Here is a 25,243-nt window from a genome sequence, read left to right as displayed (position 1 = left end):
CGGATGACCGAGCACAGCCACCCGGACGAGGCCGCGGCCGGCACCGCCCCGGAGGGCCCGGCCGGCCACAAGCCCGGTGAGGCCCGGGAGCGGGACCTGCAGCTGACCCTCGGCGGCAAGCCCAGCGGCCTGCGCAACCCGTCCCGGGCGGTGCGCGGGCTGGGCGCGGGCACCCTGGTGCTGGAGGCGCTGGTGCTGCTGCTGGCGCTGCTGCCGATCTGGGTGCTGCGGCCGCCGGGCGGCAGCATGACCGCGGTGACCGTGGCGCTGGTCGCCGTGGTGGTGGCCGTGGCGCTGTCGGCGACGCTGCGCTTCCCGTGGGGCTGGTGGGCGGTCTCGGTGTTCCAGGTCGCGCTGTTGCTGCTGGGCTTCCTGCACTGGGCGTTCGCCGTGGTGGGCGTCGTGTTCGGGCTCACCTGGGCTTACGTGCTGTACGTGCGCCGGACCGTGGCCCGCTAGCCGCGCGCCTTCCACTCGATGACCGCGATGCCGTGGCCGTCGGGGTCCTTGAACGAGGCCGCCCACAGTTCGAGGCGCTCGCCGTGGTTGACCACGCGCGGGGCGTAGGTGAACTTGACGCCGCGCACCTTCAGCTCCCGGTAGACCGCGTCGACGTCGCCGACCTCCAGGTTGAGGTGCACGTGGCGGCGGTTCACCGGGGCCAGCTCCGGAGTGGTGCGCAGGACCAGGCGGGTGTCGCCGGAGGCGAGCACCAGGTTGCCCGGCCCGCCGTCGATCTCGTAGAAGCCGAGCAGGTCGTGGTAGAAGCCGCGGGAGCGGTCAAGGTCGGTGACCAGCAGCGTGATGCCCACACCCTGGATCGAACCGGCCGAGGCGGGGCGGGCGTGCGGTGACGCGACGAGCAGGTCGTCGATGCCGGCGCCGGTCGCGGGGGGCAGCGCCACCGGGCCGGTGAGGGTGTCCGAGATCGCGGGTGCGGTCGGCTCCGGCACGTCCGCGAAGTCGATCATGTCGATGTGCGTGAAGTCCGGCGACTCCGCGTCCATCGGGGTGCGCGGGCCGGGCACGTCGCCGGTGTACAGCTCGCCCTCCAGCACGGCGACCTGCGCGGGATCCGGCATGGGGTCCTGTGTGGGGTCATGGCGCGGCGCGGGCGGGCGGCGGTGCGGGCTCGGCTGGCGCCGGGGCAGCGGATCGTTCACCGGCACCGAGTCGAGGTCGATCGGGTCGTCGTCGCGGAAGCCGGCGTAGGTGTCGTCGGATCCGTGGTGGTCGTCGTGTCCCGGGTCGTCGTCATGGTGCGGGTCGTCGAAGTGCGGATCGTCGTAGTCGTCGCCCGGATCGTGGTAGAACTCGTCGTCGCCGTGGTCGAACGCCTGCTCGTAGCGCTCGCCGTGGGTGCCGACCTTCTCCCACTGGATCTTGATGCGCCGCGCGTCCGCGACGGCGACCAGGGCGGGCAGCGTGTCACCGGCGTCCGGCCACTTCAGCACCGGCACCCGGGGGTCGTTCATGACCACGGTCTGCCCGGGATGGCCGGGCGCGTCCACCAGCACCTGCATCTCGCAGCGGCCGTACTCGGCGCTCAGCGGCGGCTCGGAGGCCTTCACCACGTGCACGGTGCCCACCACGTACGCCTTGTCCGCGCCGAGCATCGAGGCGGTGGTCAGCAGGGCCACTGCGACGACGACCATCGCCGCGCCGACCGCGCCCAGCGGCCAGCTGCCCAGACCTGCGGACATCGAGATGACGAACAGCCCCAGCGCGCCCAGGCACACGGCGGTGGTGACCCGGCCGGGCCGGACCGGTTTGCGCCCTAACCGTGCCACGCGTGCCTCCCCGAGCGCTGTGTGCACGACCACAGCGCGCCGCCTCCCCGCAACGCTGTGTCTTCAATCCATGACCTTAGGCGGGTCCGTCGATCGAGGAAAGTGCAGTTCGGTAGGCTGATGAGCCCACCTCGTGTTGCCGCAGGTGGGGACATGTGTCGCCTTCAAGGAGGAAGTTCGTGGCGGAACGTTCGCTCGTGCTGATCAAGCCGGACGCGGTGCGCCGTGGCCTGGTCGGGGAGATCATCTCGCGCTTCGAGCGCAAGGGTCTGACCGTCGACGCGCTCGTGCTGCGCACGATGGACGCCGACCTCGCCGACGCGCACTACGCCGAGCACGTCGAGAAGGCGTTCTACCCGCCGCTCAAGGCGTTCATGACCGCCGGCCCGCTGGTCGCCGCGATCGTGTCCGGCGACGAGGCCGTCGCGGTGATCCGCCTGCTGGTCGGCGCGACCGACGGCCGGGCCGCGGCCGCGGGCACCATCCGCGGCGACCTCTCCCTGTCCAACCGGGAGAACCTGGTGCACGCCTCCGACTCGGCCGAGTCCGCCGAGCGCGAGATCAAGCTCTGGTTCCCCGAACTGTCGTAGCCCGTCCCTACGGTGGCCGCCATGTCGGTAGCCACCTATTCGTACCCGGGGCCCTCCGCGCTGACCGCGGAGGGTCTCGCGTTGCAGACGTCCGGCGGGTGCGGCACGCACCCCCGCTTCTTCGACGGGTTCATGACCACCCCGCAGACCGTCGCGATCGGCCTGCTCGCCGTCGCCGAGGTCGCCCGCGCCCGCTACCACCAGCGCACCGACTGGACCAGCCTGGACCCGGTGGTCACCGGCAGCGAGGACATGCTGCGGTTCGAGTCGTTCAGCGGCTGCTGCGGCGTGTACGCCCGGATGGACGTGCTGCCGTCCGGTCTGGACGGTGAACGTCCCGAGCACGGCACCACCAACGTCGACGTGAACGTGCCGCTGCAACTCGCGCTCGCCCGGGTCGGCGGCCTGGACCCCCTGCATCTGGCCGTCGGACCCCAGGATCTGACCGTGTCCACGATGGACGGCAGCGTCGTCGAGCGCAAGGTGCCGCTGCCCGGCCGCTGGCTGCGCGGCTTCGCGCAGGTGCACGCGGTCACCGCGGGCATGGAGCCGCGGGTGCGGATCAGCGCCGCTGCGGCGGCCGACTTCCTGCGCCGCCTGCCGAAGGGCCGCGACACGTTGTGGGTGGTGCCCGCCGGGCAGGGCCTGCGGCTGACCGCCCGGCCCGTGCCGGGAGCGGTCTGCCTGGCCGGCACGGACCGGCTCGGCGCGCTGCGCGGGCTCCTGCGGCACGCGGGCGACCTCACCGTGTACGGCCCGGCCGTGCGCCCCGGCAGCAGCGCCGTCGCCTCGGTGTGGGAGCTGGAGACGCCGACGCTGCGGCTGTCGCTGACGCTGTCGCCCGAGCCGTACCGCGGCTTCTCCGGCGAGGGCTCCGTGCTGTCCGCGCTGGCCTCCGACGACGCCGCCGACGCGGCCGACCGGATCAGCGAGCTGCTCGCCCTCGCGCCCACCCTCGACGCCGACGCGCTGGCCACCGCCACCGGCCTGACCGCGGCACAGGTCCGGTCCGGGCTGGCGCTGCTGGGCACCGCCGGGCGGGTCGGCTACGACGTCGCCGAGGCCACCTACTTCCACCGGGTGATGCCGTTCGGCACCGCGGCGGCGGAGAAGCTCAACCCCCGGCTGGCCGGGGCGCGGGCGCTGCTGGACGCCGGTGCGGTCACCGTGTCCGGCGACGTCGCGTCGGTGGGCGGCACCGAAGGGGTGTACCAGGTGCGGCTGGTCGGCGGCGCGCCCGCCGGATGCACCTGCCAGTGGTGGGCCAAGCACCGCGGCGACCGGGGACCCTGCCGCCACCAGCTCGCGGCCCGGCTCGCCGTCGCCGACCGGGTGCCCGCATGAGCGCCCCGGCCGACGTGCAGAAGCTGCATGCGGCGCTCGCCGCCAGGGATGCCCAGGCGGTGATCGCCTGGGTGCGGGCGGCGGACGAGAAGCAGCGCCGGGCGGCGTTCCCCGAGGTCGTCGCCTACCTGCGGACCGGGCGCCCGGACTGGCAGAACTGGCAGCGTGAGGCCACGACCCGCGCGGTCGCCGTGCTCGGCTGTGCGCCCACCGCGAAGCGGGCGGCGACTGTCCTGCGCCGCCGGGAGATCGCCTGGATGTCGTTGCCGGGCGACCCCGCGTGCGAGGTGCTGCGGGTGCGCGGCGTGCCGTGGGCCGGCGACCTCGCGCACGCCCTCGCCGCCCATCCGAGGGCCGGTGGCGACCACTGGACGCTGATCGACGCCCTGGTCCGGGAGAGCGGCTGCGCCGTGCCCACCACCGAGGGCTTCGTCGGCGGCTGGGTGAACACCGTGCAAGCTGCCGCCGACACCGACGCGGTGCTGCGGGATAGCCCGTACACGCGGGTGCTGCTGCCGGCCCTGTTCCACCACGACCGGCTCGGGTCGAGCATGGACCAGCCGTACGGGCGCAACGGATTCCTGCCCGCGCTGGCGCGGTTGAGCGCCGCGGACCCGTCGCTGCGCGAGTTGCTGCTGGCGGGTTGCCGGGCCCGGTTGCTGCGGGGCGGCAAGCCTGGCGAGCTGCGGGCGTACACCCGGTTGCACGAGGAGCTGGCCCCGTCCCCGGCCGAGGCGGCACCGAGCGTCGCCGATTACCTGAGGCTGCTGGAGGCGGGCAACGCCACCGTCGCGGGCATCGCGCAGCGGGTGCTGCGCGGGGTCGACGAAGCCGGTCTGCTGGCCTGGGACACGTTGCGCGAGGTCGCCGGGGTCGCGCTGGCCCGACCGGAGAAGACGCTGGTCAAGACGCAGACGACGTGGCTGAGGCAGGCCGCGCGGCGGCGGCCGGGGCACACGGCCGAGATCGGTGCGCTGCTGACCGGGCCGGTGGCCGAGCCGTCCGCGCCGGTGCCGGCCGCCCTGCCGGTGCCTGTTCCCGCACCGCTGGGCCCGCCGCTGGGTTCCGTGGCGGAACTGGGCGAGGAGCTGGCGGCGCTGCTCCACGGGGACCGGTCGGTGCCGACCGTGGAGCGGGTGCTGGCCGCGATCGCGTACTGGCGGGTGCGCGACCAGGAGGCGCTGGCGCGTACGGTGCGTCCGCTGGTGGACGCTGATCGGGGCTGGTGGGGCAAGCTGTCCGAGCAGCTGCGGGAGGTGCTGCTCACCGCCGCCGTCGCGAGTGGGCGGTCAGACCGGTGGCGGCAGCTCGCCGACCTGTTCCGCACCGGCGGTGGGGTGTCGGTCCAGGCGCTGCGCCAGATGCGTGGCAACAGCAGCGGGCTGCACCTGGTGCTCGCGGCGCGGCTCGCGGAGATGTCCGTGCAGCTGAACCGCCAGCCGGTGCCGCTGCTCATGGCCACGCCCACCCATGCCAACGGCCGATTGGAGCCGGCGGAGCTGCTGCGGCGGCTGGAGCAGGCCGAGCGTGACGGTTGGCAGCCGTGGGCGCTGGACTTCGAGCAGGCCCTGCTGCGGCTGCCCCGCCAGACCGATCCCCAGGTGGTCGCCGCGGCGCTGCGGCTGCGCTCGGCCGCCGGAGCCGCCTTCGCCCGGTGGATCAGCGGGCCCGTGCCCGACCCCGTGTCGCTGCGGCGAGACCAGTTCGCCGACCCCAAGCCGTCGAGCTGGTCGTGGCAGCGCCAGCCGGCGGTGCGGCGGGTGGTGGCGCTCAAGCCGCCGGAGCACGCGGGCCCGCTGGTCCTGGAGATGATGACGATCGCCCGGTGCGACCGTCCGACGTGGGCGCCCGGGCACATCGAGGAGCCGCAGCTGTGGGCGGCCGCGCTGCCGTCGCACCGGGAGGTGGTGGCCGCGTCGGCGCTGCCGATCCTCGCCGCGCAGGCCGACCTGGACTTCGAGGGCGGCGGGCTGCTGCTGGCCCATCTGGCGGAGTGCGGTGGACCAGTGGGCCCGGCGGTGACGCTGGCGCTGGCGTACGGCCTCGCGGCGCGCTCGGCGACCGACCGGATCGCCGCCGTCGACGGGCTGCTGGGCCTGGCGGCGACCGGCGACCTCGACGCGGCGGCGATCGGGCGGGAGCTGGGCGAGCTGGCCGCTGCTGGCGTGCTCAAGGTGAACCGCTTCGCGTCCGCGCTGGACGAGGCCGCACAGGCGGGTGCGGTTGCCGCCGTCTGGCAGATCGCCGTCGCGGCGCTGGCGCCCCTGCTGGCGCTGGACAAGGCCCGCCCGGCGACGGCCGACCTGATGGCGCTCGCCGTCCGGTGCGGCCGCGCCTGCGGGGTCGTGCAGCTGCCGTCCGAGGTCACGGCGCTCGCCGGGCGGGGCGGCACGAGCCGCCTCGTCGCCCACGCCCGCGAACTTCAGGCGCTGGTCGCGGCGTGACCGACGGCGCCGCGCGCTCGTCCGGCCACCAACCGACCGCAACGGCGCAGGCCAGGAACGAGCAAAGTTAAGAAGGGCACCTTCTTATACGCCCAGCGATAAGAAGGTGCCCTTCCTTCGGCTCGGTCAGCCCTTGCCGTTGCTGACCGAGGTGTTGGTGAGGGTGATCGCGGTGTCGGCGGCTACCTTGGTGCCGGCCTTGACGGACTGCTTGGTGACCTTCCAGCTGACCAGGAGGGTCAGTTCCTTGCCGTCGTCACCGACGAACTTCACGTTGGTGAAGCCGGCGTCGGTCAGGATCTTCTCGGCGTCGGTGGCCTTCTTGCCGACCACGTTCGGCACCGTGATCAGTGCCGGTCCGGCGGTCGGGGACGGCGACGGAGCGGCGGTGGGCGACGCGGCGGCGGTGGGCGACGCGCTCGCACCGGTGCCGGCGCTCGCACTGGCGTTGGGGTCGGTCGCGCCGCTGGGGCTGGCCGCCGGGGGCGCGACGGTGGCGGTGGCGGCCACGGTCGGCGACGCCGCCGGGTCCACGTCCTTCTTCTGCCACCACTTCATGTAGGCGAAGCCGCCGCACAGCAGCAGGAGCAGGATCAGCAGGAGGAGCAGCAGCAGGAGCAGCCAGCGCTTGCGGCCGCCCTTGTCGTCGTCGTCCTTGTCGTCCTTGTCCTTGTCGTCCGCGTGCACCGGCTTGTAGTCGCCGCCCTTGTCGTCAGCGGGCGGCGGGGTCGGGGAGGGGGTGGTCTCGTCGGGGTCTGACACGTCAGGTGCCTCTCGCTATCCGATGTGTACTCACGCAGCAGCACGTATGCAAACATCGGCCATGATGGCGGTCGCGGAACGCCAGGTCACTAGACCGCCGGTAGCGTCCCCGGCCACCGAACGGTCAACCCGGACCGGCGGACCCCCGCCCGACCGGCCCCGGCCGTGCTTTCGCGCCTGTCCGGCCCCTGCCGACGGGTCCTGCGCGGCACTGCCAGCACCTGCTGATCACTGTCGGATTCCCGCGTGTTGTGGCTTACGCCACCGATCGGCTGAGGTGGCACGTCCGAGGGATTGACTCCGATCTTTGTGACTTGTGTAATGGATCGTGAACTCATCGTGACGGGGTGTTGTGCTGTGCGCGGCTCTCCCCGCATCCCGCCTCCCGGAACGGAGGACCGCCGTGTTCGCCATCCCCCCGGTCGACTGCCCCCTCACCTCCCGCATGTCGCCGTATGTGGCGCTCGCCGAACAGGACCTGACCGGCTGGGCCCGCAAGTGCGGCCTGATCAGTGACGGCGACGGGCAGACCTGGCTGGCGGGTGAGGCGTACGCCGGACACGCGGGCCGGATCTTCCCCGATGCGCAACCGCCGGACCTAGCCCTGCTCGCGATGATCTTCGCGTGGTTCTACCTGGTCGACGACGTGTGCGACGGCACGGCGCACCCGGAGCCGCCCCGCCTGCGCCGCTTCGTCACCGAGCTGCTGGCCCTGCTGCACGGCTCCGACCGCCCGACCGAGGTCTTCGCCGGGCCGGCCCGGCTGATGCTCACCGAGATCTGGGCCGCGCTGCGCGAGCGCATGCCCGACACCTGGCAGGGCCGCTTCACCGACGCGGTGGCGGTGCACCTCGACGGGGTGATCACCGAGGCGGAGAACAAGGCCGCGGGTCACCTGCCGGGCGTCGACGAGTACGTCGAGCTGCGCCGGGCGGCGTCCGCGGCGGAGATCTCGCACCTGCTCACCGAGCTGGCCACGGACACCCACCTGCCGGACGCGATCTACCACCACCCGGCGCTGCGCGAGGTCCGGCTGGCCGGCACGGACCTGCTGTCCTGGTTCAACGACCTCTACTCGCTGGACCGGGACATCGCCACCGCGGGCGGCCACAATCTGGTGCTGGCGATCTCCCACGAGCGCGAGCTGTCCATCGAGGCGGCCGTGCAGGAGGCCGTGGACATGTGGCAGCAGCGCATGGACGGCTTCGCCCCGCTGCGCGCCCGGGTCCCGTCGTTCGGCACGCAGTTCGACCCGGCGGTCCATGCCCACCTGGACGGGGTGGCCGGTTCGGTACGCGGCACCCTGGACTGGACCGTGGTCAGCGGGCGCTACCGCGGCGACCCGCCGCCGACCCGGTAGGGCGACTCACCAGAAACCCGGTGGACGGTCGGGGGAGCGGCGGCGGTAACCTGGAGCGCACAGGCATCGACCCGGCCATCACCGGCGAGCCTCCGGAAGAACGGGCCGCTGGGCCTCAGTAGAACCGGACGGGACGGCCCGTTACAGCCGACACGAGCGGTCCGCCGTGCACCTGCGGCGGGCAAGCGAGGTGGTACCGCGGGCCTGACCGGCTCGTCCTCGCACTGTGAACCGACAGTGACGAGTGTGACGAGGGAGCCCCGCGATGGCTTATCCATTGCATGACGCGGCCGACGGTGTACCGGCGAGCCCGGACCTGCCCGCCCTGGAACGGCGCGTGCTCGACTACTGGGCCGCCGACAAGACCTTCGCGGCCAGCGTGGAGCAGCGCGACGCCGGGGCGAAGGGGTCGAACGAGTTCGTCTTCTACGACGGCCCGCCGTTCGCCAACGGCCTGCCGCACTACGGCCACCTGCTGACCGGATACGTCAAGGACGTGGTGCCGCGCTACCAGACGATGCGCGGACGCCGGGTCGAGCGCCGGTTCGGCTGGGACACCCACGGCATGCCCGCCGAGGTCGAGGCCGAGAAGCAGCTGGGCATCACCACCAAGGCCGAGATCCTCGACATGGGCCTGGCCGAGTTCAACGAGGCCTGCCGTAGTTCGGTGCTGCGCTACACCAACGACTGGGAGCGGTACGTCACCCGGCAGGCCCGCTGGGTCGACTTCGCCAACGACTACAAGACCCTCGACCTGGACTACATGGAAAGCGTCATGTGGGCCTTCAAGACCCTGCACGACAAGGGCCTGGTGTACGAGGGCTTCCGGGTGCTGGCGTACTGCTGGCGCTGCGAGACGCCGCTGTCCAACACCGAGACCCGGATGGACGACGTCTACAAGGACCGCCAGGACCCGACGCTGGCCGTGAAGTTCCAGCTCGACAGTGGCGAGAAGGTCGCGGTGTGGACGACCACCCCGTGGACCCTGCCGAGCAACCTGGCGCTGGCCGTCGGCCCGGACATCGACTACGCGGTGCTGGAGAAGGACGGCGAGAAGCTGCTGCTGGGCGCGGCCCGGGTCGGCTACTACGCCAAGGAGCTGGAAGGCTACGAGCAGACCGGCACCGTCAAGGGGTCCGACCTGGTCGGCAAGCGGTACACGCCGCTGTTCCCGTACCTGGTGGAGCACGCGGGCGAGAACGCGTACCAGGTGCTCGGGGCGGACTTCGTGACGACCGAGGACGGCACCGGGGTGGTGCACCTCGCGCCGGCGTTCGGTGAGGACGACCAGAACACCTGCAACGCGGCGGGCATCCCGACCGTGGTGACCGTCGACGAGCGGGCGCGGTTCACGGCCCTGGTCCCGGCGTACGAGGGCCAGCAGGTCTTCGACACCAACAAGGCGATCATCCGCGAGCTCAAGGACCGCGGCGTCGTGCTGCGCCACGAGACCTACACCCACTCGTACCCGCACTGCTGGCGGTGTGACACCCCGCTGGTCTACAAGGCGGTGTCGAGCTGGTTCGTGAAGGTGACCGCGTTCCGCGACCGCATGGTCGAGCTGAACCAGCAGATCAGCTGGACCCCGGAGCACGTCAAGGACGGCTCGTTCGGCAAGTGGCTGAGCAACGCCCGGGACTGGTCGATCAGCCGGAACCGGTTCTGGGGCTCGCCGATCCCGGTGTGGGTCTCCGACGACCCGAACTACCCGCGCACCGACGTGTACGGCTCGCTGGCACAGCTCGAAGAGGACTTCGGCGTCAAGGTCACCGACCTGCACCGCCCGTACGTCGACGAGCTGACCCGGCCGAACCCGGACGACCCGACGGGCAACTCGACCATGCGCCGGGTGCCCGAGGTGCTGGACTGCTGGTTCGAGTCCGGCTCGATGCCGTTCGCCCAGGTGCACTACCCGTTCGAGAACACCGAGTGGTTCGAGAACCACTACCCGGGCGACTTCATAGTCGAGTACATCGGACAGACGCGCGGCTGGTTCTACACCATGCACGTGCTGGCCACCGCGCTGTTCGACCGGCCTGCGTTCCGCAGCTGCGTGAGCCACGGCATCCTGCAGGGCAGCGACGGCCGCAAGATGTCCAAGAGCCTGCGCAACTACCCGGACGTCTACGAGATGTTCGACCGCTACGGCGCGGACGCGATGCGCTGGATGCTGATGAGCAGTCCGGTGCTGCGCGGCGGCGACATGGCGGTCAACGAGTCGGGCATCCGGGACTCGGTGCGCCAGGTGCTGCTGCCGCTGTGGAACGTGTACTACTTCTTCACGCTCTACGCCAACGCCGCCGGGCACACCGCCCGGCTCCGGACCGACTCCACGCACGTGCTCGACCGCTACGTGCTGGCCAAGACCCGGGAACTGGTGGAGACCACGACGGCCCAGCTCGACGCATACGACCTGTCGGCGGCCTGCGCCGGGGTGCGGACCTATCTGGACGCGCTGACCAACTGGTACGTGCGCCGCAGCCGGGACCGCTTCTGGGCCGGGGACGCCGACGCCTTCGACACCCTCTACACGGTGCTGGAGACGGTGGCCCGGGTGGTCGCACCGCTGGCCCCGCTGACCGCGGAGGAGATCTGGCGCGGCCTGACCGGGCAGCGCTCGGCGCATCTGGCCGACTGGCCGGACGCGGCGACGCTGCCGGCCGACCACGACCTGGTCGCCACCATGGACCGGGTGCGCGAGGTCTGCTCGGCGGCGCTGTCGCTGCGCAAGGCCAAGGGCCTGCGGGTACGGCTGCCGCTGTCCTCGCTGACCGTGGCGACGCCGGACGCGTCGGCGCTGCGCGGGTTCGCGGAGCTGATCGCCGACGAGGTCAACGTGAAGTCGGTCGAGCTGAGCGACGACCTGACCGGCCACTGCGAGCAGGTGCTCACGGTGGTGCCGCGGGTGCTCGGCCCGCGCGTCGGCGGCTCGGTGCAGCAGGTGATCAAGGCGGTCAAGGCGGGGGAGTGGACGCTGGTCGACGGCGCTCCCGTCGCCTCCGGGGTCACCCTGCAGGAGGGCGAGTACGAGCTGAAGCTGGTCGCGGCCGACGCGGAGCACTCGGCCCCGCTGCCCGGCGACGCCGGTGTCGTCGTGCTGGACACCGCGGTCACCCCGGAGCTGGAGGCCGAGGGCCTGGCCCGGGACGTGGTCCGGGTGGTGCAGCAGGCCCGCCGTGAGGCGGATCTGGCCATCACCGACCGGATCGCGCTGACCGTGCAGGCCTCCGACGAGGTGGCGACGGCGGTGCGTACGCACCAGGCGTTCCTGGCGGCCGAGACGCTGGCCGACAGCGTGAGCTTCGGCGCGGTCGACGGCGGCTTCACCGGCGAGGCCGGCGACGGCGGCGACGTCACGGTGGCGGTCGTCCGCAGCTGACCGTCGGGATTCACCGATCGAGGCGCGCCCCCTGTGCCGGAAATGTCACAGGGGGCGCGCCGTTCCGTATCCGGTGCAAAATATGCCCAGCTCAAGGCCGTAGCGAAGGCCTCGTCGGGGTCGCGGAGTATCTCAGACTCCGGGCGCATAGGCGATCTGTTCCGGGGGTATGGGCCCGCTCAGAGGACTACGGTAAGTTCACTGGCCGGCTAGCTCATCACCTGTGGAGGCAGAAAGTGCCGGTGCTCTATACGGTCGGATTGTGGACGGTGGCGCCCGCGATCAAGCTCGGCTGGCGCCCCACGATCGAGGGCGCGGAGCACATCCCCGCCACCGGCGGCGCGATCTTCGCGGGCAACCACCTCTCCGTGGCGGACGAGCTGTTCCTCGGCTCCGCGGTCGGCCGGCACATCTCCTTCTGGGCCAAGGAGGACTACTTCGTCGGCACCGGCCTGAGCGGCCTGTTCTTCCGCACGCTGATGGGCGGCCTGGGCGCGATCCCGGTGCACCGCTCCGGCGGCCGGGCCGCGCTGAGCGCGTTCGACGCGGCCATCCCGGTGCTCCAGGAGGGCGGCCTGGTCGCCGTCTACCCCGAGGGCACCCGGTCGCCGGACGGCCGGCTCTACCGCGGGCGCACCGGCGCCGCGCGGCTCGCGCTCGCCGCCGACGTCCCGATCATCCCGGTCGGCATGATCGGCACCGAGAAGGTGCAGCCCATCGGCCAGGCGCTGCCGTCGCTGAAGCCGGGCCAGGTCACCGTGAAGTTCGGTAAGCCGATCGAGGTCGGGGCATGGAAGGACGCCGAGTCCGCCAGCACCGCCGCGCGTGAGATCACGGACACCGTGATGATGGCCATCCAGCAGATGACCGGCCAGGAGTATGTGTCCCGGTACGCTCCGAAGCGAAGCTCCGGCGACGCGGAACAGTAGACACGCAGGTCGCAACCGGACACCGGGTTCGTTATCGCCCGAGGTCCGGTGCTCGTGTGCGACCGCGTACCCTTGATACCCATGCGTGGCGAGTCGGTATTTCCCCAGCTTGAGCAGTTGCTGCCTCTGGTCAGCAAGCCGATCCAGTACATCGGTGGTGAGCTGGGCGCCGTGGTCAAACCATGGGAGTCGGCCACTGTCCGCTGGGTGCTGTCGTACCCGGACGCCTATGAGGTGGGCCTGCCCAACCAGGGCGTGCAGATCCTGTACGAGGTGCTCAACGAGCGCGACGACGTGCTCGCCGAGCGCACCTACGCGGTCTGGCCGGACCTCGAGCAGCTGATGCGCGAGCGCGGCGTGCCGCAGTTCACCGTCGACAGCCACCGCGCGGTCGGCGACTTCGACCTGTTCGGCCTGTCCTTCTCGACCGAGCTGGGCTACACCAACATGCTCACCGAGCTGAGCCTGGCGCAGATCCCGCTGGTGGCCGCCGACCGCGACGACTCGCACCCGATCGTGGTCGCGGGCGGCCACGCCGCGTTCAACCCGGAGCCGATCGCCGACTTCATCGACGCCGCCGTGCTCGGCGACGGCGAGGAAGCCGTGCTGGAGATCACCGACATCGTCGCCGCGTGGAAGCGCGAGGGCAGCCCCGGCGGCCGCGACGAGATCCTGCTGCGCCTGGCGAAGACCGAGTCGGTGTACGTGCCGCGCTTCTACGACGTGGACTACCTGCCCGACGGCCGCATCCAGCGCGTGGTGCCCAACCGTCCGGGCGTGCCGTTCCGGGTGCACAAGCGCACCACCATGGACCTCGACGCGTGGCCGTACCCGAAGAAGCCGCTGGTGCCGCTGGCCGAGACGGTGCACGAGCGGTTCGCCGTGGAGATCTTCCGGGGCTGCACCCGGGGCTGCCGCTTCTGCCAGGCCGGCATGATCACCCGTCCGGTGCGCGAGCGCTCCATCACCACGGTGGCGCAGATGGTGCACGACGGGCTGGAGTTCTCCGGCTTCACCGAGGTGGGCCTGCTGTCGCTGTCCAGCGCCGACCACTCCGAGATCGGCGACATCTGCTCCGGGCTGGCCGACCAGTACCAGGGCACCAACGTGTCGCTGTCGCTGCCCAGCACCCGGGTGGACGCGTTCAACATCGACCTGGCGCAGGAGCTGTCCCGCAACGGGCGGCGCACCGGTCTGACCTTCGCGCCCGAGGGCGGGTCGGAGCGCATCCGCAAGGTGATCAACAAGATGGTGTCGGAGGAGGACCTGATCCGCACCGTCACCACGGCCTACTCCAACGGCTGGCGGCAGGTGAAGCTGTACTTCATGTGCGGCCTGCCCACCGAGACCGACGAGGACGTGCTGCAGATCGCCCGGCTGGCGCACAACGTCATCAAGTCCGGCCGCCAGGCCACCGGCAGCAAGGACATCCGCTGCACCGTGTCCATCGGCGGGTTCGTGCCCAAGCCGCACACCCCGTTCCAGTGGGCCGCGATGGAGCGCCCCGAGGTCATCGACGCGCGGCTCAAGGCGCTCAAGAACGAGATCAACTCGGACCGCTCGCTGGGCCGGGCCATCGGCTTCCGCTACCACGACGGCGAGCCCTCGCTGATCGAGGGCCTGCTGGCGCGCGGTGACCGCCGCGTCGGCGCGGTCATCCGCAAGGTGTGGGAGGACGGCCAGCGCTTCGACGGCTGGAGCGAGCACTTCTCGTACCGCCGCTGGGTGGACGCCGCCGAGGCGGTGCTGCCGGGCTTCGGCGTGGACCTGGACTGGTTCACCATCCGCGAGCGCGAGCAGGCCGAGGTGCTGCCCTGGGACCACCTGGACTCGGGCCTGGACAAGGACTGGCTCTGGCAGGACTGGCAGGACGCGCTCACCGAGTACGAGCAGGACGACTGCCGCTGGACGCCGTGCTTCGACTGCGGCGTGTGCCCGTCGATGGACACCAGCATCCAGATCGGGCCGACCGGCCAGAAGCTGCTGCCCATCACGCCGGTCAACACCGGCCTGCGCGTGCCCGCGGAGGCCTGACGTGGGACGCACCAAGAACCAGCCGACGGGCGGTCAGGCCCCCGTCGTGCAGCGCATCCGGCTCCGCTACACCAAGCGCGGCCCGATGCGCTTCACCTCGCACCGCGACTTCGCCCGCGCCGTCGAGCGGGCGATCCACCGGGCGGGCATCCCGATCGCCTTCTCGCAGGGCTTCACCCCGCACCCGAAGATCTCCTTCGCCAGCGCCGCGCCGACCGGGGTGGCCTCCGAGGCGGAGTACCTGGAGATCGGCCTGCGCGAGCGGGTCGACCCGGCGGACCTGGCCAAGGCGCTCGACGCGGCGCTGTCGCCCGGCCTGGACGTGACCGAGGCCGTGGAGGCGGTCACGACCGGCAGCCTGGCCGACCGGATCACCGCGTCGTCGTGGCGCATCGAGCTGCCCGGGGTGACCGACGAGCAGCTCGCCGCCGCCGTGGCGGCCTTCGTCGCGCAGAGTGAGGTGCTGGTCGAGCGCATGACCAAGCAGGGCCGGCGCACGTTCGACACCAGGGACGCCGTGGCGTCCATCGCGGCCGTCTCGTCACAGACCTCACCACCTGGCGTGGTCGTGACCGCCCCGTGTGCGATACTCGACCTTGTCGTGCGGCAGGTCACTCCCTCCGTACGGCCCGATGACGTCCTGTCCGGCCTGCGCGTGGTTGCGGACCTGGAGCCGTCGGCGCCCCATTCACTGAAAAGTGCCAGGGCGACCCGGCTGGCACAGGGCACGCTGACCCCCCAGGGGGAGATCGTGGATCCGCTCGACGCGGATCGCGAGCCCGTCGCCATCGGCGAGCGTTGACCCGACCGGTCACCGCTCTCGGCAGACTTCGGCGGATGCCCGTCTGAGCGCCTCCACAGGCGCTTGTACGGGCGACCCCGGCGGCAAACACCGGTGTGCTCCTGAGTGGCTGCGTTGTTACGCGCCCGGGACCGCCAGAACTGGAGAACAGTCCGGATGCTCGACCACGAGCCCGCAGATCGGCACGAGAATGCCGACAACGTTTCGCAGACCCCGCCCGGTGCGGCCCCGGCTGACCAGCCTGGCTCCGTGACCGGCGAGAACACCGGCGGCGACGCCGTCACGGGCGCGCCTGCGACGCCCGAGCCCGCTCGCGCGACGCCTGAGCCCGCGATGGCCCAGCCCACGACGCCGGCCCCTGACGCACCGGCTGAGGACGCGGAGCCTGAGGCTGCGCCCGCTCGTCGGCGCACCCGCAAGCGCACCGTCGCGGCCGTGGCCGCGGAGGCCGCGGACGACACCGAGGCGGCCTCGGAGGAGGCGGCACCGGTCAAGAAGGCGACCCGCCGTCGGAAGAAAGCCGCAGAGCCGGACATCTCCGGCGAGTCTGGGGCGAACGACGTAATCGAGCCTGTACTCCCGGCCGTCGACGAGCTCGCGCCCACCGTGGCCGAAGCGCTCGCCGAGGAAGCCGAAGAGGACGAGGAGGCGGTCGAAGCCGCCGCCGCGGCGGCCGAGCAGGTGGGCGGAGCCCCGCGCCGGCTGGCCCCGTCGGTGCTGTTCATGGCGCCCGAGGCGACGGCCGCGCCGGTGCGCCCCGTGGTCGCCGCACGCCCCGTCGTCGAGGAGCCCGTGGAGGCGGTGGAGCCGGCCGAGACCAGCCGCCGCCGCAAGCGCCGCCGCGGCCGGGACGAGGAGGAGGCCGTCGTCGAGGCGGAGGCCGCCGAGCCCGTCGCCGCCGACGAGGAGGCCGACGAGGACGAGACCGAGGAGAACGCGCGCGCCCGCCGCCGCCGGGGCCGTCGTGGCCGTGGCCGGGGCAAGGGCGGCGCGGACGACAACGGCGACGAGGAGCAGCCCGAGGCCGTCGAGGCCGAGGAGGAGGCGACCGACGAAGACGGTGAGCCGCTGACCCGCCGCCGTCGCCGTCGCCGCCGCAAGGGCGCCGGGGACGAGGGCGGCGAGGCCGAGGACGGCGTGCACACCGTGGTGCGCATCCGCGAGCCGCGCGCCGTCAGCGACGAGGTGCAGGGCGTCTCCGGGTCGACCCGGCTGGAGGCCAAGCGCCAGCGCCGCCGGGACGGCCGCGAGCAGCGCCGCACCCGCCCGCCGATCCTGACCGAGTCCGAGTTCCTGGCCCGCCGCGAGGCGGTCGACCGGGTCATGGTCATCCGCGAGAACCCGGACCGCACCCAGATCGCGGTCATGGAGGACGGCGTGCTCGTCGAGCACTACGTCACCCGGGCCGCCACCGCCACCATGGTCGGCAACGTGTACCTGGGCAAGGTGCAGAACGTGCTGCCGAGTATGGAGGCCGCCTTCGTCGACCTGGGCCGGGGCCGCAACGCGGTGCTCTACGCCGGTGAGGTCAACTGGGACGCGGCTGGGCTGGAGGGGCGGGCCCGCTCCATCGAGCAGGCGCTGAAGTCCGGCGACTCCGTGCTGGTGCAGGTGACCAAGGACCCGATCGGGCACAAGGGCGCGCGGCTGTCCAGCCACGTCGCGCTGTCCGGCCGGCACCTGGTGTACGTGCCCAACGGCAACGCCTCCGGCATCAGCCGCAAGCTGTCCGACGTGGAGCGCAAGCGGCTGCGGGACATCCTCAAGAAGCTGGTCCCCGAGGGCGCGGGCGTGATCGTGCGCACCGCCGCCGAGGGCGCCTCCGAGGAGGACCTGGAGCGCGACGTGCTGCGGCTGCAGTCGCAGTGGGAGGACATCCAGGCCAAGGCGTCCGAGGGCGGCGCGCCCGCGCTGCTCTACGGCGAGCCCGACCTGGTCGTCCGGGTGGTCCGCGACCTGTTCAACGAGGACTTCAAGGAACTCGTGGTGCAGGGCGACAACGCCTACGACACCGTGCAGGGCTACCTCGGGCACGTGTCGCCGGACCTAGTGGACCGGGTGCACCGGCACACCGGCGTCTCCGACGTGTTCGCGACGTACCGCATCGACGAGCAGATCCTCAAGGGCCTGGACCGCAAGGTGTTCCTGCCCTCCGGCGGCCACCTGGTGTTCGACCGCACCGAGGCGATGACCGTCGTCGACGTCAACACCGGCAAGTACACCGGTGTCGGCGGCAACCTGGAGGAGACGGTCACCCGCAACAACCTGGAGGCGGCCGAGGAGATCGTGCGCCAGCTGCGGCTGCGCGACCTCGGCGGCATCGTGGTGATCGACTTCATCGACATGGTGCTGGAGAGCAACCGCGAGCTGGTGCTGCGCCGGCTGACCGAGTGCCTGGGCCGGGACCGGACCAAGCACCAGGTCACCGAGATCACCTCGCTGGGCCTGGTGCAGATGACGCGCAAGCGCATCGGGGCCGGCCTGCTGGAGGCGTTCAGCGAGCCGTGCGAGCACTGCAAGGGCCGCGGGGTCATCATCCACACCGAGCCCGTCTCGGAGCGCCGGGCGCCGGTGCAGCAGGCCGCGCCGCCGGTGGAGCGGCCGCCCGCGCAGGTCAAGCAGGCCGCCGCGGCGCCGCCCGCGCCGAAGCAGCAGAAGGCCGCGGAGCCCGCGTACTTCGACACCGAGGGTTACGACCTGTCCCGGTACGAGTCGGCGGCCGTCGAGGACGACGACGAGGTCGGCGAGGTCGGCGAGGCGGGCGAGGAGCCCGGTGAGGACGGCGGCGACACGCCCACCAGGCGGCGCACCCGCCGCGGCGGTCGGCGGCGCACCCGCCCGTAGACCGACTTCAGATCGCTCGCGGCTGATACGCCGGCGGGGGACTTGCGTAAGCTGCCCGGGGTATGTGCACATCCCCCGGGCAGTTCGCTGTCCGGCACCCCTGAAGAGCCCTGGAGGACCCCCATGCGACGCATCCTCGCCGCCGCCGTGCTCGCCGCGGCGCTGTTCACCGCCACCGCCTGCTCGGGCGACCCGGTGCGGCCGGACGCCGGCTCGGTGCCCTCCGCGGGCGCGTCGACCGACGTCAGCCCGGGTGCGGGCGTCGCGCCCAGCACCTCCGGCGCGGTCACCGGCAGCACCGACCCGAAGGCGACCTGCGCCGCGGTGATCGCCGAGAGCAAGAAGTTCGTCTCGAAGCTGGTTACCAGGGCCCAGGAGCTGGGCGAGTCGCTGAGCGACCCGGACAAGGTCAAGGTCTTCTTCGACGAGCTGACCAAGGACTACGTGGGGCTGTCCACCACGGTGAAGGCCGAGGCGGCCAAGACGTCCGACCCGAAGCTGCGCAAGGCGCTGGAGGACGTCGCCAAGGCGCTGGACGCCTCGGTGGCCCAGCTGGGCGACCCGCAGAAGCTTGCCGAGGACCCCTCGAAGATGCAGCAGATCCTGTTCAGCCCGGAGCTGACCAAGGCCAACGAGGCGCTGAACGACATCTGCCCGGCAGCCTGACGACGTACGGCGACCGCGCCGCCCCTCATGGCACGGTCGTCCCGCCCCACCCCTGAAGGAGCCACCCCCTCATGCGACGTTTTCTGACCGCCGTCCTGGTGGGCGCGTCCCTGCTCGGCGCGACCGCATGCGCCGACGACAAGCCCGCCCCGGCGACGGCGCCCAGCGCGGCCGCCCTGCCCGCGCCGAGCGGCTCGACGGACGCCAAGGCGGTCTGCGCCGAGTTCGACAAGGTCTTCAACGGCAAGGCCCGTACCGACCTGACGACCGCGATCGGCGGCCTGCTCACCGCGCGGGCCGGCACCGACGAGGCGAAGAAGCAGGCCGCGGAGACCAAGCTGCGCGACGCGCTCACCGCCCTGGAGACCCAGATCACGGGAGTCGGCGCGGTCGCCGTCGACCCGGCGGTCAAGGCCGCCTTCGACCAGGTGGCCGCGAACGTCCGGCAGACCGGCGTCGACCTGGCGTTCCTCGACGGCGTCACCAAGATCTCCGAACTTGAGGCGAAGCTCACGCCGGCGCTGCTGGCCTGGATCATGCCGCTGGCCAGGATCTGCCCCTGACGTCTGTTATCCGGCCGTCATCCGGCTTCCCTAAGCTGCCCCGGGCGAGCCACGCCCGGGGCAGCTTCGTCGCTGCCGTCACCTCTTCCGCACCGAAGGAAGCCTTCCGCACATGCGCCGTGTTCTGACCACCGCCGTCCTCGGCCTGACCCTGCTCGGTGCGGCCGCCTGCACCGCGGACCCGGCCGAGACCGCAGCCGGCCCGTCGTCGGCCGCCCCGGCCCCGGCCGCCTCCTCAGCCGCGCCGGCCGCGCCGGCCGCGCCCACCGGGACCAAGGGCAAGGACGCGACCTGCCTCGCGTACACCCAGCTGAGCCTCGGCACCGGCCTGGCCGTGCTGGCGGCGACCACCAAGATCGTGGGTGCGGCCCTCGACGACTCGGCGAAGGCGAAGCCCCACCTGCCGGAGCTCGCCAAGGCGCTCAACGACTACAGCTCCGCGCTTGCCGAGATCGCCGCGGACACCGCCGACGCCGGCCTTAAGGCGGCCCTCGACACGGATCTCGCGACCTTCATCGCGGGGCAGCAGGCCGTGGCCGCCGCGGGCGAGGACGTCGACAAGGTGATCGAGGTCCTCGACGGCGAGCAGTTCGACATCCACGAGAGCAAGACCATGGCGATCTGTGCCCCCTGAGGCTCCTGGTGATCTCTGTGACCGTCGTGGCTAGGCTGCCACGGTGGCCGCAGACGCGGGTTCGGTGTGTACGAAGCTGAATCCGCGGCCATACAGCAAGTACCAACGGGTGTCGCTGCCGACGGCGACGCGCCCGTATCACCCCGTATAGATAGGGAAGAACATGCGACGGATTCTGGCCACCGCCACCCTCGGCCTCGCCCTGTTCGGCGCCGCAGCGTGCGCGGACACCGAGCCCGAGGCGACCAGCACCCCCACCCCCGGCGCGGCGACCTCTGCGGCCGCCCCCGCCGGTGTCGACAAGAAGACGGCCTGCGCCAACCTGACCAAGGCCGCCGCCGATTTCAAGACCCAGGGCGCGGTCATCCTGCCGGAGATGCTCAACCCGGCCACCCAGCAGGCTGCGGTGCCGAAGCTCACCAAGCTGCTCACCGACTTCCAGGCCGCGTACAGCAAGGACGTCAACACCATCGCGGACGCCGAGCTGAAGGCGGCCGTCGAGGCCGACCTCAAGGCGCTGCAGAACGCCGGGGCTGCCGTGGTCGCCGCCAACGGTGACGCCACCAAGATCGAGGCCGCCCTGTCCTCGCCTGAGTTCAGCTCGGCGGGCGAGAAGGTCGAGACGCTCTGCAAGAGCGCCTGACGAACCGACCCGGCCCCGGCGCGCGGTGATCGCCATCACCGCGTGTCGGGCCAGGGGGTGCCCGGTTTGGGCATCGGGTCGGGCATGACGTAGTCTTCTCCACGGTGCCCATCACAGGGCGCTGCATGCGTGCGTGTGTGCCGGCCGTCTTCGGCCAGGACTGCCGAGCGCAACAAGTAGTGAAGACTCGGCCCGCCTCGCGGGTCGATGAACCAACCGCCAGCACCTACGACAGGAGTCCGCGTCTCATGTACGCGATCGTCAAGACCGGCGGCAAGCAGTACAAGGTCGCCGAGGGCGACGTGATCGAGGTCGAGAAGCTCGCGGGCGCGCCCGGCGACGTGGTGGCGCTGTCCGCAGTGCTGCTTGTTGATGGCAGCGACCTGGTGACCGACGCGGCGAAGCTTGCCAAGGTTTCTGTTTCCGGCGAGGTCGTGGCCCACACCAAGGGCCCGAAGATCCGGATCCACAAGTTCAAGAACAAGACCGGCTACCACAAGCGGCAGGGTCACCGTCAGCCGCTGACCCAGGTCAAGGTCACCGGCATCAAGAGCGGGAAGTAGGCCTCGAGATGGCACATAAAAAGGGTGCATCCAGCTCGCGCAACGGTCGCGACTCCGCCGCCCAGCGACTCGGCGTGAAGCGCTTCGGCGGTCAGGTCGTCAGCGCCGGCGAGATCCTCATCCGCCAGCGCGGCACCAAGTTCCACCCGGGCGACCTGGTCGGCCGTGGCGGCGACGACACGCTGTTCGCGCTCGCCGCGGGCTCGGTGCAGTTCGGTCTCAAGCGGGGCCGCAAGACCGTGAACATCGTTCCGGTCCAGGCCTGACAGTTCGTCAGAGGCGGGAGGGCGCGCGAAGCGCCCTCCCGCCTCTTGCCATTTCCGGCGTCAGTCGTGGCCGCTGAGCCGCCCCCGGAAGCGGCGCAGTGAGACGCGGCTAACGCCGCAGCCCGGAACACCCGGCCCCCACCGTGCGCTGCCCTAGGGGGCACGCCCGCGCCGACCGGCCGCGCCGCCCTTCGACCCCCCGTGCCGCAAGTCTTGAAGACATGCGGCTTCGGGAAGCCGACGAGGCCGCGACTCTTTAAGAGTTGCGGCAGGGGCGGGGGCGGGCTGGGTGGGTGTAAGCGGGCATATGCTGTTTTTTGGATCGACGTATGTGGAGGATGGAACGTGGCGACGTTCGTGGATCGTGTGGTGCTGCACCTGCAGGCGGGTGACGGCGGCCACGGCTGCGTGTCCATCCACCGCGAGAAGTTCAAGCCGTTCGGGGGACCGGACGGCGGCAACGGCGGGCACGGTGGCGGCATCCTGATGGAGGTCGACCCCAACGTGCACACGCTGCTCGACTTCCACTTCCACCCGCACATCAAGGCGACCAACGGCAAGGGCGGCGCGGGCAACAACCGCGAGGGCGCCAACGGCGGCGACCTGATCCTCAAGGTGCCCTCCGGCACGGTCGTGCAGACGCTGGACGGCCAGATCATCGCCGACCTCGTCGGCCCCGGCACCACGCTGGAGATCGCCCGCGGTGGACGCGGCGGACGCGGCAACGCGGCCCTGGCCAGCTCCCGGCGCAAGGCGCCCGGTTTCGCCGAGCTCGGCGAGCCCGGTGACCACCTCGACGTGGTCGTCGAGCTGAAGAGTGTCGCCGACGTGGGCCTGGTGGGTTTCCCGAGCGCGGGCAAGTCCTCGCTGATCTCGGTGATCTCCGCGGCCAAGCCGAAGATCGCCGACTACCCGTTCACCACGCTGGTGCCGAACCTGGGCGTGGTGCAGGCCGGCGAGCACGTGTTCACCGTCGCCGACGTGCCGGGCCTGATCCCGGGCGCGGCCACGGGCAAGGGCCTGGGCCTGGAGTTCCTGCGCCACATCGAGCGCACCGCGGTGCTGGCCCACGTGGTGGACACCGCGACGCTGGAGACCGACCGCGACCCGGTGGCCGACATCGAGGCTCTCGAATCGGAGCTGGCGCAGTACGGCGGGCTCGGGGACCGGCCCCGGATCATCGTGCTGAACAAGATCGACGTTCCGGACGGCCGGGACCTGGCCGACATCACCACCCCTGACCTGGAGAAGTTCGGCTGGCCGATCTACCAGGTCAGCGCGGCGACCCGCGAGGGCCTCACGGAGCTCGTGTACGCGCTGGCCCGGATGGTGGAGGAGCACCGCGCGGCCACGCCCGTGCTGGAGCCCACCCGCATCGTGCTGCGCCCGAAGGCCGTCGACGACTCGGGCTTCGACATCACCCAGGACCGCGCGGGCGTCTGGGTGGTCAGCGGCAGCAAGCCCGAGCGCTGGGTCCGCCAGACCACGTTCGACAACGCCGAGGCCGTCGGCTACCTCGCCGACCGGCTGGCCCGGCTGGGCGTGGAGGACAAGCTCCGCAAGCTGGGCGCGCAGCCGGGCGACCCGGTGCGCATCGGCGAGCGCGAGTTCGACTGGCAGCCCACGATCTACGCGGGCAAGGACTTCACGCCTGGCAACCGCTACACCGACGAGCGCCTCGAGGACGACATCACCCGGCCGCGGGCCGCGGAGCGGCTCGCCGCCCGCAAGGCGCGACGTCAGCGCGAGGAAGGCGACACCGCGGGCGACGAGTGGCTGCCCGACGAGAAGGACATGCCGCTCGCCGACGAGGACGACGACGATCTTTAGGCTGCGGTACCAGGGCGGACACTGTTAAGTAAAGGTTCGGTGACAGTGTCCGCCATCTCACCGTGTACGGCCTCGCTGTGCGGTTTGTGAAACAACGCGGAAACATGCCCTGTCTAGCGTCCTGACGGTGTTGATCCAGCACCGTGAGATCACCCACCCTGATGTCACCGCGCTCGTGCTCGCCGCTGAGGACGAACTCTTCACGCGGTATCCGGGCACCACCCGCTCGCCCCTCGACCCGCACGCCCGTTTCGTCGTGGCGTACGTGCTGGGCAGGCCCGTCGGCTGCGGCGCGATCGTGGCCTCCGGCCCGGGTGTCGGAGAGATCAGGCGGATGTACGTAATGCCGGCGCATCGCCGCGCCGGGGTGGCCCGCCGCATCCTCGCGGCAATCGAACGACGGGCCACCGCCCAGGGCTGGGACTCGATCATCCTCGAGACCGGCGTGAACCAGCCTGAGGCGATCGCGCTGTACGAGTCGTCCGGTTACCAGCGGACCGAGCCGTACGGCAGGTACATAGACAACCCCTACTCGGTCTGCTTCGTGAAGAAGCTCCTCAGAAGCTGACGAGTCCTATCGCCGCGCCGGCTCGCCGCAACGTCGCGGCGGCCCGCGGGCGTGCCCGCAACGCGCCCTCGCGCAGCACCCGCTCGACCGTCTCCGGCCGTCGGCGCAGCGTCTCGTAGCGCTCCTGGATCGGCGTCAGCACCGCGACCACGGCCTCCGCGGTCTCCCGCTTGAGCTGCCCGTACGAGGCGAAGTGTCCGGTGGATCCGGTGCAGGCCTGGTAGATCTCCAGCAGGTTGGTCACACCGGGCTGGTTCTCCCGGTCCCGGCGCACCGTGCTCCCGCTGTCGGTGACCGCGCGCATCACCTTGCGGCGCACCACGTCGGGTGCGTCGAGGATGCTGATCACCCCGGCGCCGACCACATTGGTCTTGCCCATCTTCGCGGTCGGGTCGGCCAGGTCCATCACCCGCGCGGCGACCGGGGCGGGCACCGCCGCCGGCACCGTGAAGGTCGGGCCGTAGCGGCCGTTGAACCGGTTCGCGACGGCGCGGGCCAGCTCGACGTGCTGCATCTGGTCGTCGCCGACCGGCACCTGCTCGGTGTCGTGCAGCAGGATGTCGGCCGCCATCAGCACCGGATAGGTGAGCAGGCTGAGCCGCACCTGCTCGGCCCGTGCCGCCTTCTCCTTGAACGCGACCATGCGCTGCGCCTCGCCGTAGCCGGTGGCGCATTCGAGCAGGTAGTGCAGTTGGGTGTGCTCGGGCAGGTGGGATTGGACGTAGAGGGTGCAGCGCTCCGGGTCGACCCCGGCGGCGAGCAGCACCGCGGCCTGTTCCAGGGTCAGCGTGCGTACCGCGGCGGGGTCGTGCTCGACGGTCAGCGAGTGCAGGTCGGCGAGCATGGTGATGGTCTCGCTGTCGTCCTGGCCGGCCACCAGCGGCGCGATCATGCCGAACAGGTTGCCGAGCTGCAGGTGCCCGGTGGGCTTGCAGGCGGACAACCGGCGGGCGCGGACGCGGGTCGGGGCGATGGTCATGTCGGTCTCCTCGGGAGTCGGGCCACCCCGTCCGGAGACCTCGGCGCACGGCATGAGCCGTGCACGAAGAAGGCCGCCCGGAGGGGCGGCCTGGGTCGTCTACTGGGTTCGCGGAAGCGGGCCGCCCGTCAGGGCAGCCGCCACATGGTGCTCGTCGTCCGCATGGCGACAAGTATCCCCGCACCCGCCTTGATCGGCAAGAACGTTGCTGAGCGTAAGGGGTTACCGGCCGTTCACCACCCGCTGCCGTCAG

21 protein-coding genes are annotated in these 25,243 nt (G+C 71.7%); 18 read left to right on the top strand and 3 right to left on the bottom strand.

Features of this window, described 5'->3' with window-relative positions; all coding sequences use genetic code 11:
* Nucleotides 1-3 precede the first annotated feature (3 nt).
* Entirely contained in the window at nt 4-459 is a 456-nt protein-coding gene (locus F6W97_RS35485; protein WP_155374938.1) for a DUF4233 domain-containing protein, read from the top strand.
* Here F6W97_RS35485 and F6W97_RS35480 read toward each other — a convergent pair.
* Nucleotides 456-1,790, bottom strand: a complete 1,335-nt coding sequence (locus tag F6W97_RS35480) for a VOC family protein (protein WP_155374937.1) — start codon at nt 1,788-1,790, stop codon at nt 456-458. The two genes, F6W97_RS35485 and F6W97_RS35480, sit on opposite strands and share 4 nt — an antisense overlap.
* A gap of 179 nt (nt 1,791-1,969) precedes the next feature.
* Here F6W97_RS35480 and ndk point away from each other — a divergent pair, with 179 nt between their 5' ends.
* Genes ndk through F6W97_RS35465 form a run of 3 tightly spaced genes read left to right on the top strand, consistent with a single transcriptional unit; the run spans nt 1,970 to nt 6,168 of the window.
* Entirely contained in the window at nt 1,970-2,380 is a 411-nt protein-coding gene (ndk, locus tag F6W97_RS35475; RefSeq protein ID WP_155374936.1) for a nucleoside-diphosphate kinase, read from the top strand.
* Between the two features lie 21 nt (nt 2,381-2,401).
* Nucleotides 2,402-3,724, top strand: coding sequence for an SWIM zinc finger family protein (locus F6W97_RS35470; protein ID WP_155374935.1), 1,323 nt, complete (start codon nt 2,402-2,404; stop codon nt 3,722-3,724).
* The gene (locus tag F6W97_RS35465) at nt 3,721-6,168 is read left to right on the top strand and encodes a DUF7824 domain-containing protein (protein ID WP_155374934.1); all 2,448 of its coding nucleotides are present in this window, start codon (nt 3,721-3,723) and stop codon (nt 6,166-6,168) included. The genes F6W97_RS35470 and F6W97_RS35465 overlap by 4 nt, the downstream gene beginning before the upstream one ends.
* 126 nt (nt 6,169-6,294) lie before the next feature.
* Here the strand turns inward: F6W97_RS35465 and F6W97_RS35460 are convergent, their stop codons facing one another.
* Complete coding sequence (locus F6W97_RS35460; RefSeq protein ID WP_155374933.1) at nt 6,295-6,930, bottom strand: PASTA domain-containing protein; 636 nt, start codon at nt 6,928-6,930, stop codon at nt 6,295-6,297.
* A 403-nt stretch (nt 6,931-7,333) separates the two neighbouring features.
* On the opposite strand from F6W97_RS35460, the gene F6W97_RS35455 reads away from it, so the two are divergent.
* From F6W97_RS35455 to F6W97_RS35390, 14 genes are all read left to right on the top strand, one after another.
* Nucleotides 7,334-8,290, top strand: a complete 957-nt coding sequence (locus F6W97_RS35455) for a terpene synthase family protein (protein ID WP_155374932.1) — start codon at nt 7,334-7,336, stop codon at nt 8,288-8,290.
* Between the two features lie 265 nt (nt 8,291-8,555).
* Nucleotides 8,556-11,669 carry an isoleucine--tRNA ligase gene (gene ileS, locus F6W97_RS35450; RefSeq protein ID WP_155374931.1) on the top strand — a complete coding sequence of 1,038 codons (3,114 nt, stop codon included), beginning with the start codon at nt 8,556-8,558 and terminating at the stop codon, nt 11,667-11,669.
* A gap of 236 nt (nt 11,670-11,905) precedes the next feature.
* Nucleotides 11,906-12,598 (top strand): lysophospholipid acyltransferase family protein, encoded by a 693-nt coding sequence (locus F6W97_RS35445; RefSeq protein ID WP_155374930.1) that lies wholly within the window; start codon nt 11,906-11,908, stop codon nt 12,596-12,598.
* Nucleotides 12,599-12,679: 81 nt separating this feature from the next.
* The gene (locus tag F6W97_RS35440; RefSeq protein ID WP_155374929.1) at nt 12,680-14,632 is read left to right on the top strand and encodes a TIGR03960 family B12-binding radical SAM protein; all 1,953 of its coding nucleotides are present in this window, start codon (nt 12,680-12,682) and stop codon (nt 14,630-14,632) included.
* Nucleotides 14,633-14,678: 46 nt separating this feature from the next.
* Entirely contained in the window at nt 14,679-15,434 is a 756-nt protein-coding gene (locus F6W97_RS35435) for a TIGR03936 family radical SAM-associated protein (RefSeq protein ID WP_155374965.1), read from the top strand.
* Between the two features lie 156 nt (nt 15,435-15,590).
* Nucleotides 15,591-18,278 carry an Rne/Rng family ribonuclease gene (locus F6W97_RS35430; RefSeq protein WP_155374928.1) on the top strand — a complete coding sequence of 896 codons (2,688 nt, stop codon included), beginning with the start codon at nt 15,591-15,593 and terminating at the stop codon, nt 18,276-18,278.
* 123 nt (nt 18,279-18,401) lie between these two features.
* Nucleotides 18,402-18,944 carry a hypothetical protein gene (locus tag F6W97_RS35425; RefSeq protein ID WP_155374927.1) on the top strand — a complete coding sequence of 181 codons (543 nt, stop codon included), beginning with the start codon at nt 18,402-18,404 and terminating at the stop codon, nt 18,942-18,944.
* 71 nt (nt 18,945-19,015) lie between these two features.
* A complete protein-coding gene (locus F6W97_RS35420) occupies nt 19,016-19,507 on the top strand; it encodes a hypothetical protein (RefSeq protein WP_155374926.1) in 492 nt (163 codons plus the stop codon).
* Between the two features lie 112 nt (nt 19,508-19,619).
* Nucleotides 19,620-20,141, top strand: coding sequence for a hypothetical protein (locus F6W97_RS35415; protein WP_155374925.1), 522 nt, complete (start codon nt 19,620-19,622; stop codon nt 20,139-20,141).
* Nucleotides 20,142-20,304: 163 nt separating this feature from the next.
* Complete coding sequence (locus F6W97_RS35410) at nt 20,305-20,784, top strand: hypothetical protein (RefSeq protein WP_155374924.1); 480 nt, start codon at nt 20,305-20,307, stop codon at nt 20,782-20,784.
* Between the two features lie 248 nt (nt 20,785-21,032).
* Nucleotides 21,033-21,347, top strand: coding sequence for a 50S ribosomal protein L21 (rplU, locus tag F6W97_RS35405; protein ID WP_155374923.1), 315 nt, complete (start codon nt 21,033-21,035; stop codon nt 21,345-21,347).
* 8 nt (nt 21,348-21,355) lie between these two features.
* The gene (rpmA, locus tag F6W97_RS35400; protein WP_155374922.1) at nt 21,356-21,613 is read left to right on the top strand and encodes a 50S ribosomal protein L27; all 258 of its coding nucleotides are present in this window, start codon (nt 21,356-21,358) and stop codon (nt 21,611-21,613) included.
* A 345-nt stretch (nt 21,614-21,958) separates the two neighbouring features.
* Nucleotides 21,959-23,443, top strand: a complete 1,485-nt coding sequence (obgE, locus tag F6W97_RS35395; RefSeq protein WP_155374921.1) for a GTPase ObgE — start codon at nt 21,959-21,961, stop codon at nt 23,441-23,443.
* A gap of 127 nt (nt 23,444-23,570) precedes the next feature.
* Entirely contained in the window at nt 23,571-24,011 is a 441-nt protein-coding gene (locus F6W97_RS35390) for a GNAT family N-acetyltransferase (RefSeq protein ID WP_196279464.1), read from the top strand.
* Here the strand turns inward: F6W97_RS35390 and trpS are convergent.
* Nucleotides 24,001-24,990: a tryptophan--tRNA ligase gene (gene trpS / locus F6W97_RS35385; protein WP_155374919.1), complete on the bottom strand. Its 990-nt coding sequence runs from the start codon at nt 24,988-24,990 to the stop codon at nt 24,001-24,003. The two genes, F6W97_RS35390 and trpS, sit on opposite strands and share 11 nt — an antisense overlap.
* Between the last annotated feature and the right edge of the window lie 253 nt (nt 24,991-25,243).

It is taken from the genome of Catellatospora vulcania, from assembly GCF_009720385.1.
GTDB lineage: Bacteria > Actinomycetota > Actinomycetes > Mycobacteriales > Micromonosporaceae > Catellatospora > Catellatospora vulcania.
Note: the sequence above shows the minus strand (reverse complement) of the source record. Positions and strands in the feature narration are given on the sequence as shown.

Excerpts from the sequence above, each read along its gene's own strand:
- F6W97_RS35485 (WP_155374938.1), top strand. The coding sequence starts at position 4 with ATGACCGAGCACAGCCACCCGGACGAGGCCGCGGCCGGCACCGCCCCG.
- F6W97_RS35470 (WP_155374935.1), top strand. The coding sequence starts at position 2,402 with ATGTCGGTAGCCACCTATTCGTACCCGGGGCCCTCCGCGCTGACCGCG.
- F6W97_RS35465 (WP_155374934.1), top strand. The coding sequence starts at position 3,721 with ATGAGCGCCCCGGCCGACGTGCAGAAGCTGCATGCGGCGCTCGCCGCC.
- ileS (WP_155374931.1), top strand. The coding sequence starts at position 8,556 with ATGGCTTATCCATTGCATGACGCGGCCGACGGTGTACCGGCGAGCCCG.
- F6W97_RS35440 (WP_155374929.1), top strand. The coding sequence starts at position 12,680 with ATGCGTGGCGAGTCGGTATTTCCCCAGCTTGAGCAGTTGCTGCCTCTG.
- F6W97_RS35430 (WP_155374928.1), top strand. The coding sequence starts at position 15,591 with ATGCTCGACCACGAGCCCGCAGATCGGCACGAGAATGCCGACAACGTT.
- F6W97_RS35425 (WP_155374927.1), top strand. The coding sequence starts at position 18,402 with ATGCGACGCATCCTCGCCGCCGCCGTGCTCGCCGCGGCGCTGTTCACC.
- F6W97_RS35420 (WP_155374926.1), top strand. The coding sequence starts at position 19,016 with ATGCGACGTTTTCTGACCGCCGTCCTGGTGGGCGCGTCCCTGCTCGGC.
- F6W97_RS35415 (WP_155374925.1), top strand. The coding sequence starts at position 19,620 with ATGCGCCGTGTTCTGACCACCGCCGTCCTCGGCCTGACCCTGCTCGGT.
- F6W97_RS35410 (WP_155374924.1), top strand. The coding sequence starts at position 20,305 with ATGCGACGGATTCTGGCCACCGCCACCCTCGGCCTCGCCCTGTTCGGC.
- rplU (WP_155374923.1), top strand. The coding sequence starts at position 21,033 with ATGTACGCGATCGTCAAGACCGGCGGCAAGCAGTACAAGGTCGCCGAG.
- rpmA (WP_155374922.1), top strand. The coding sequence starts at position 21,356 with ATGGCACATAAAAAGGGTGCATCCAGCTCGCGCAACGGTCGCGACTCC.
- trpS (WP_155374919.1), bottom strand. The coding sequence starts at position 24,990 with ATGACCATCGCCCCGACCCGCGTCCGCGCCCGCCGGTTGTCCGCCTGC.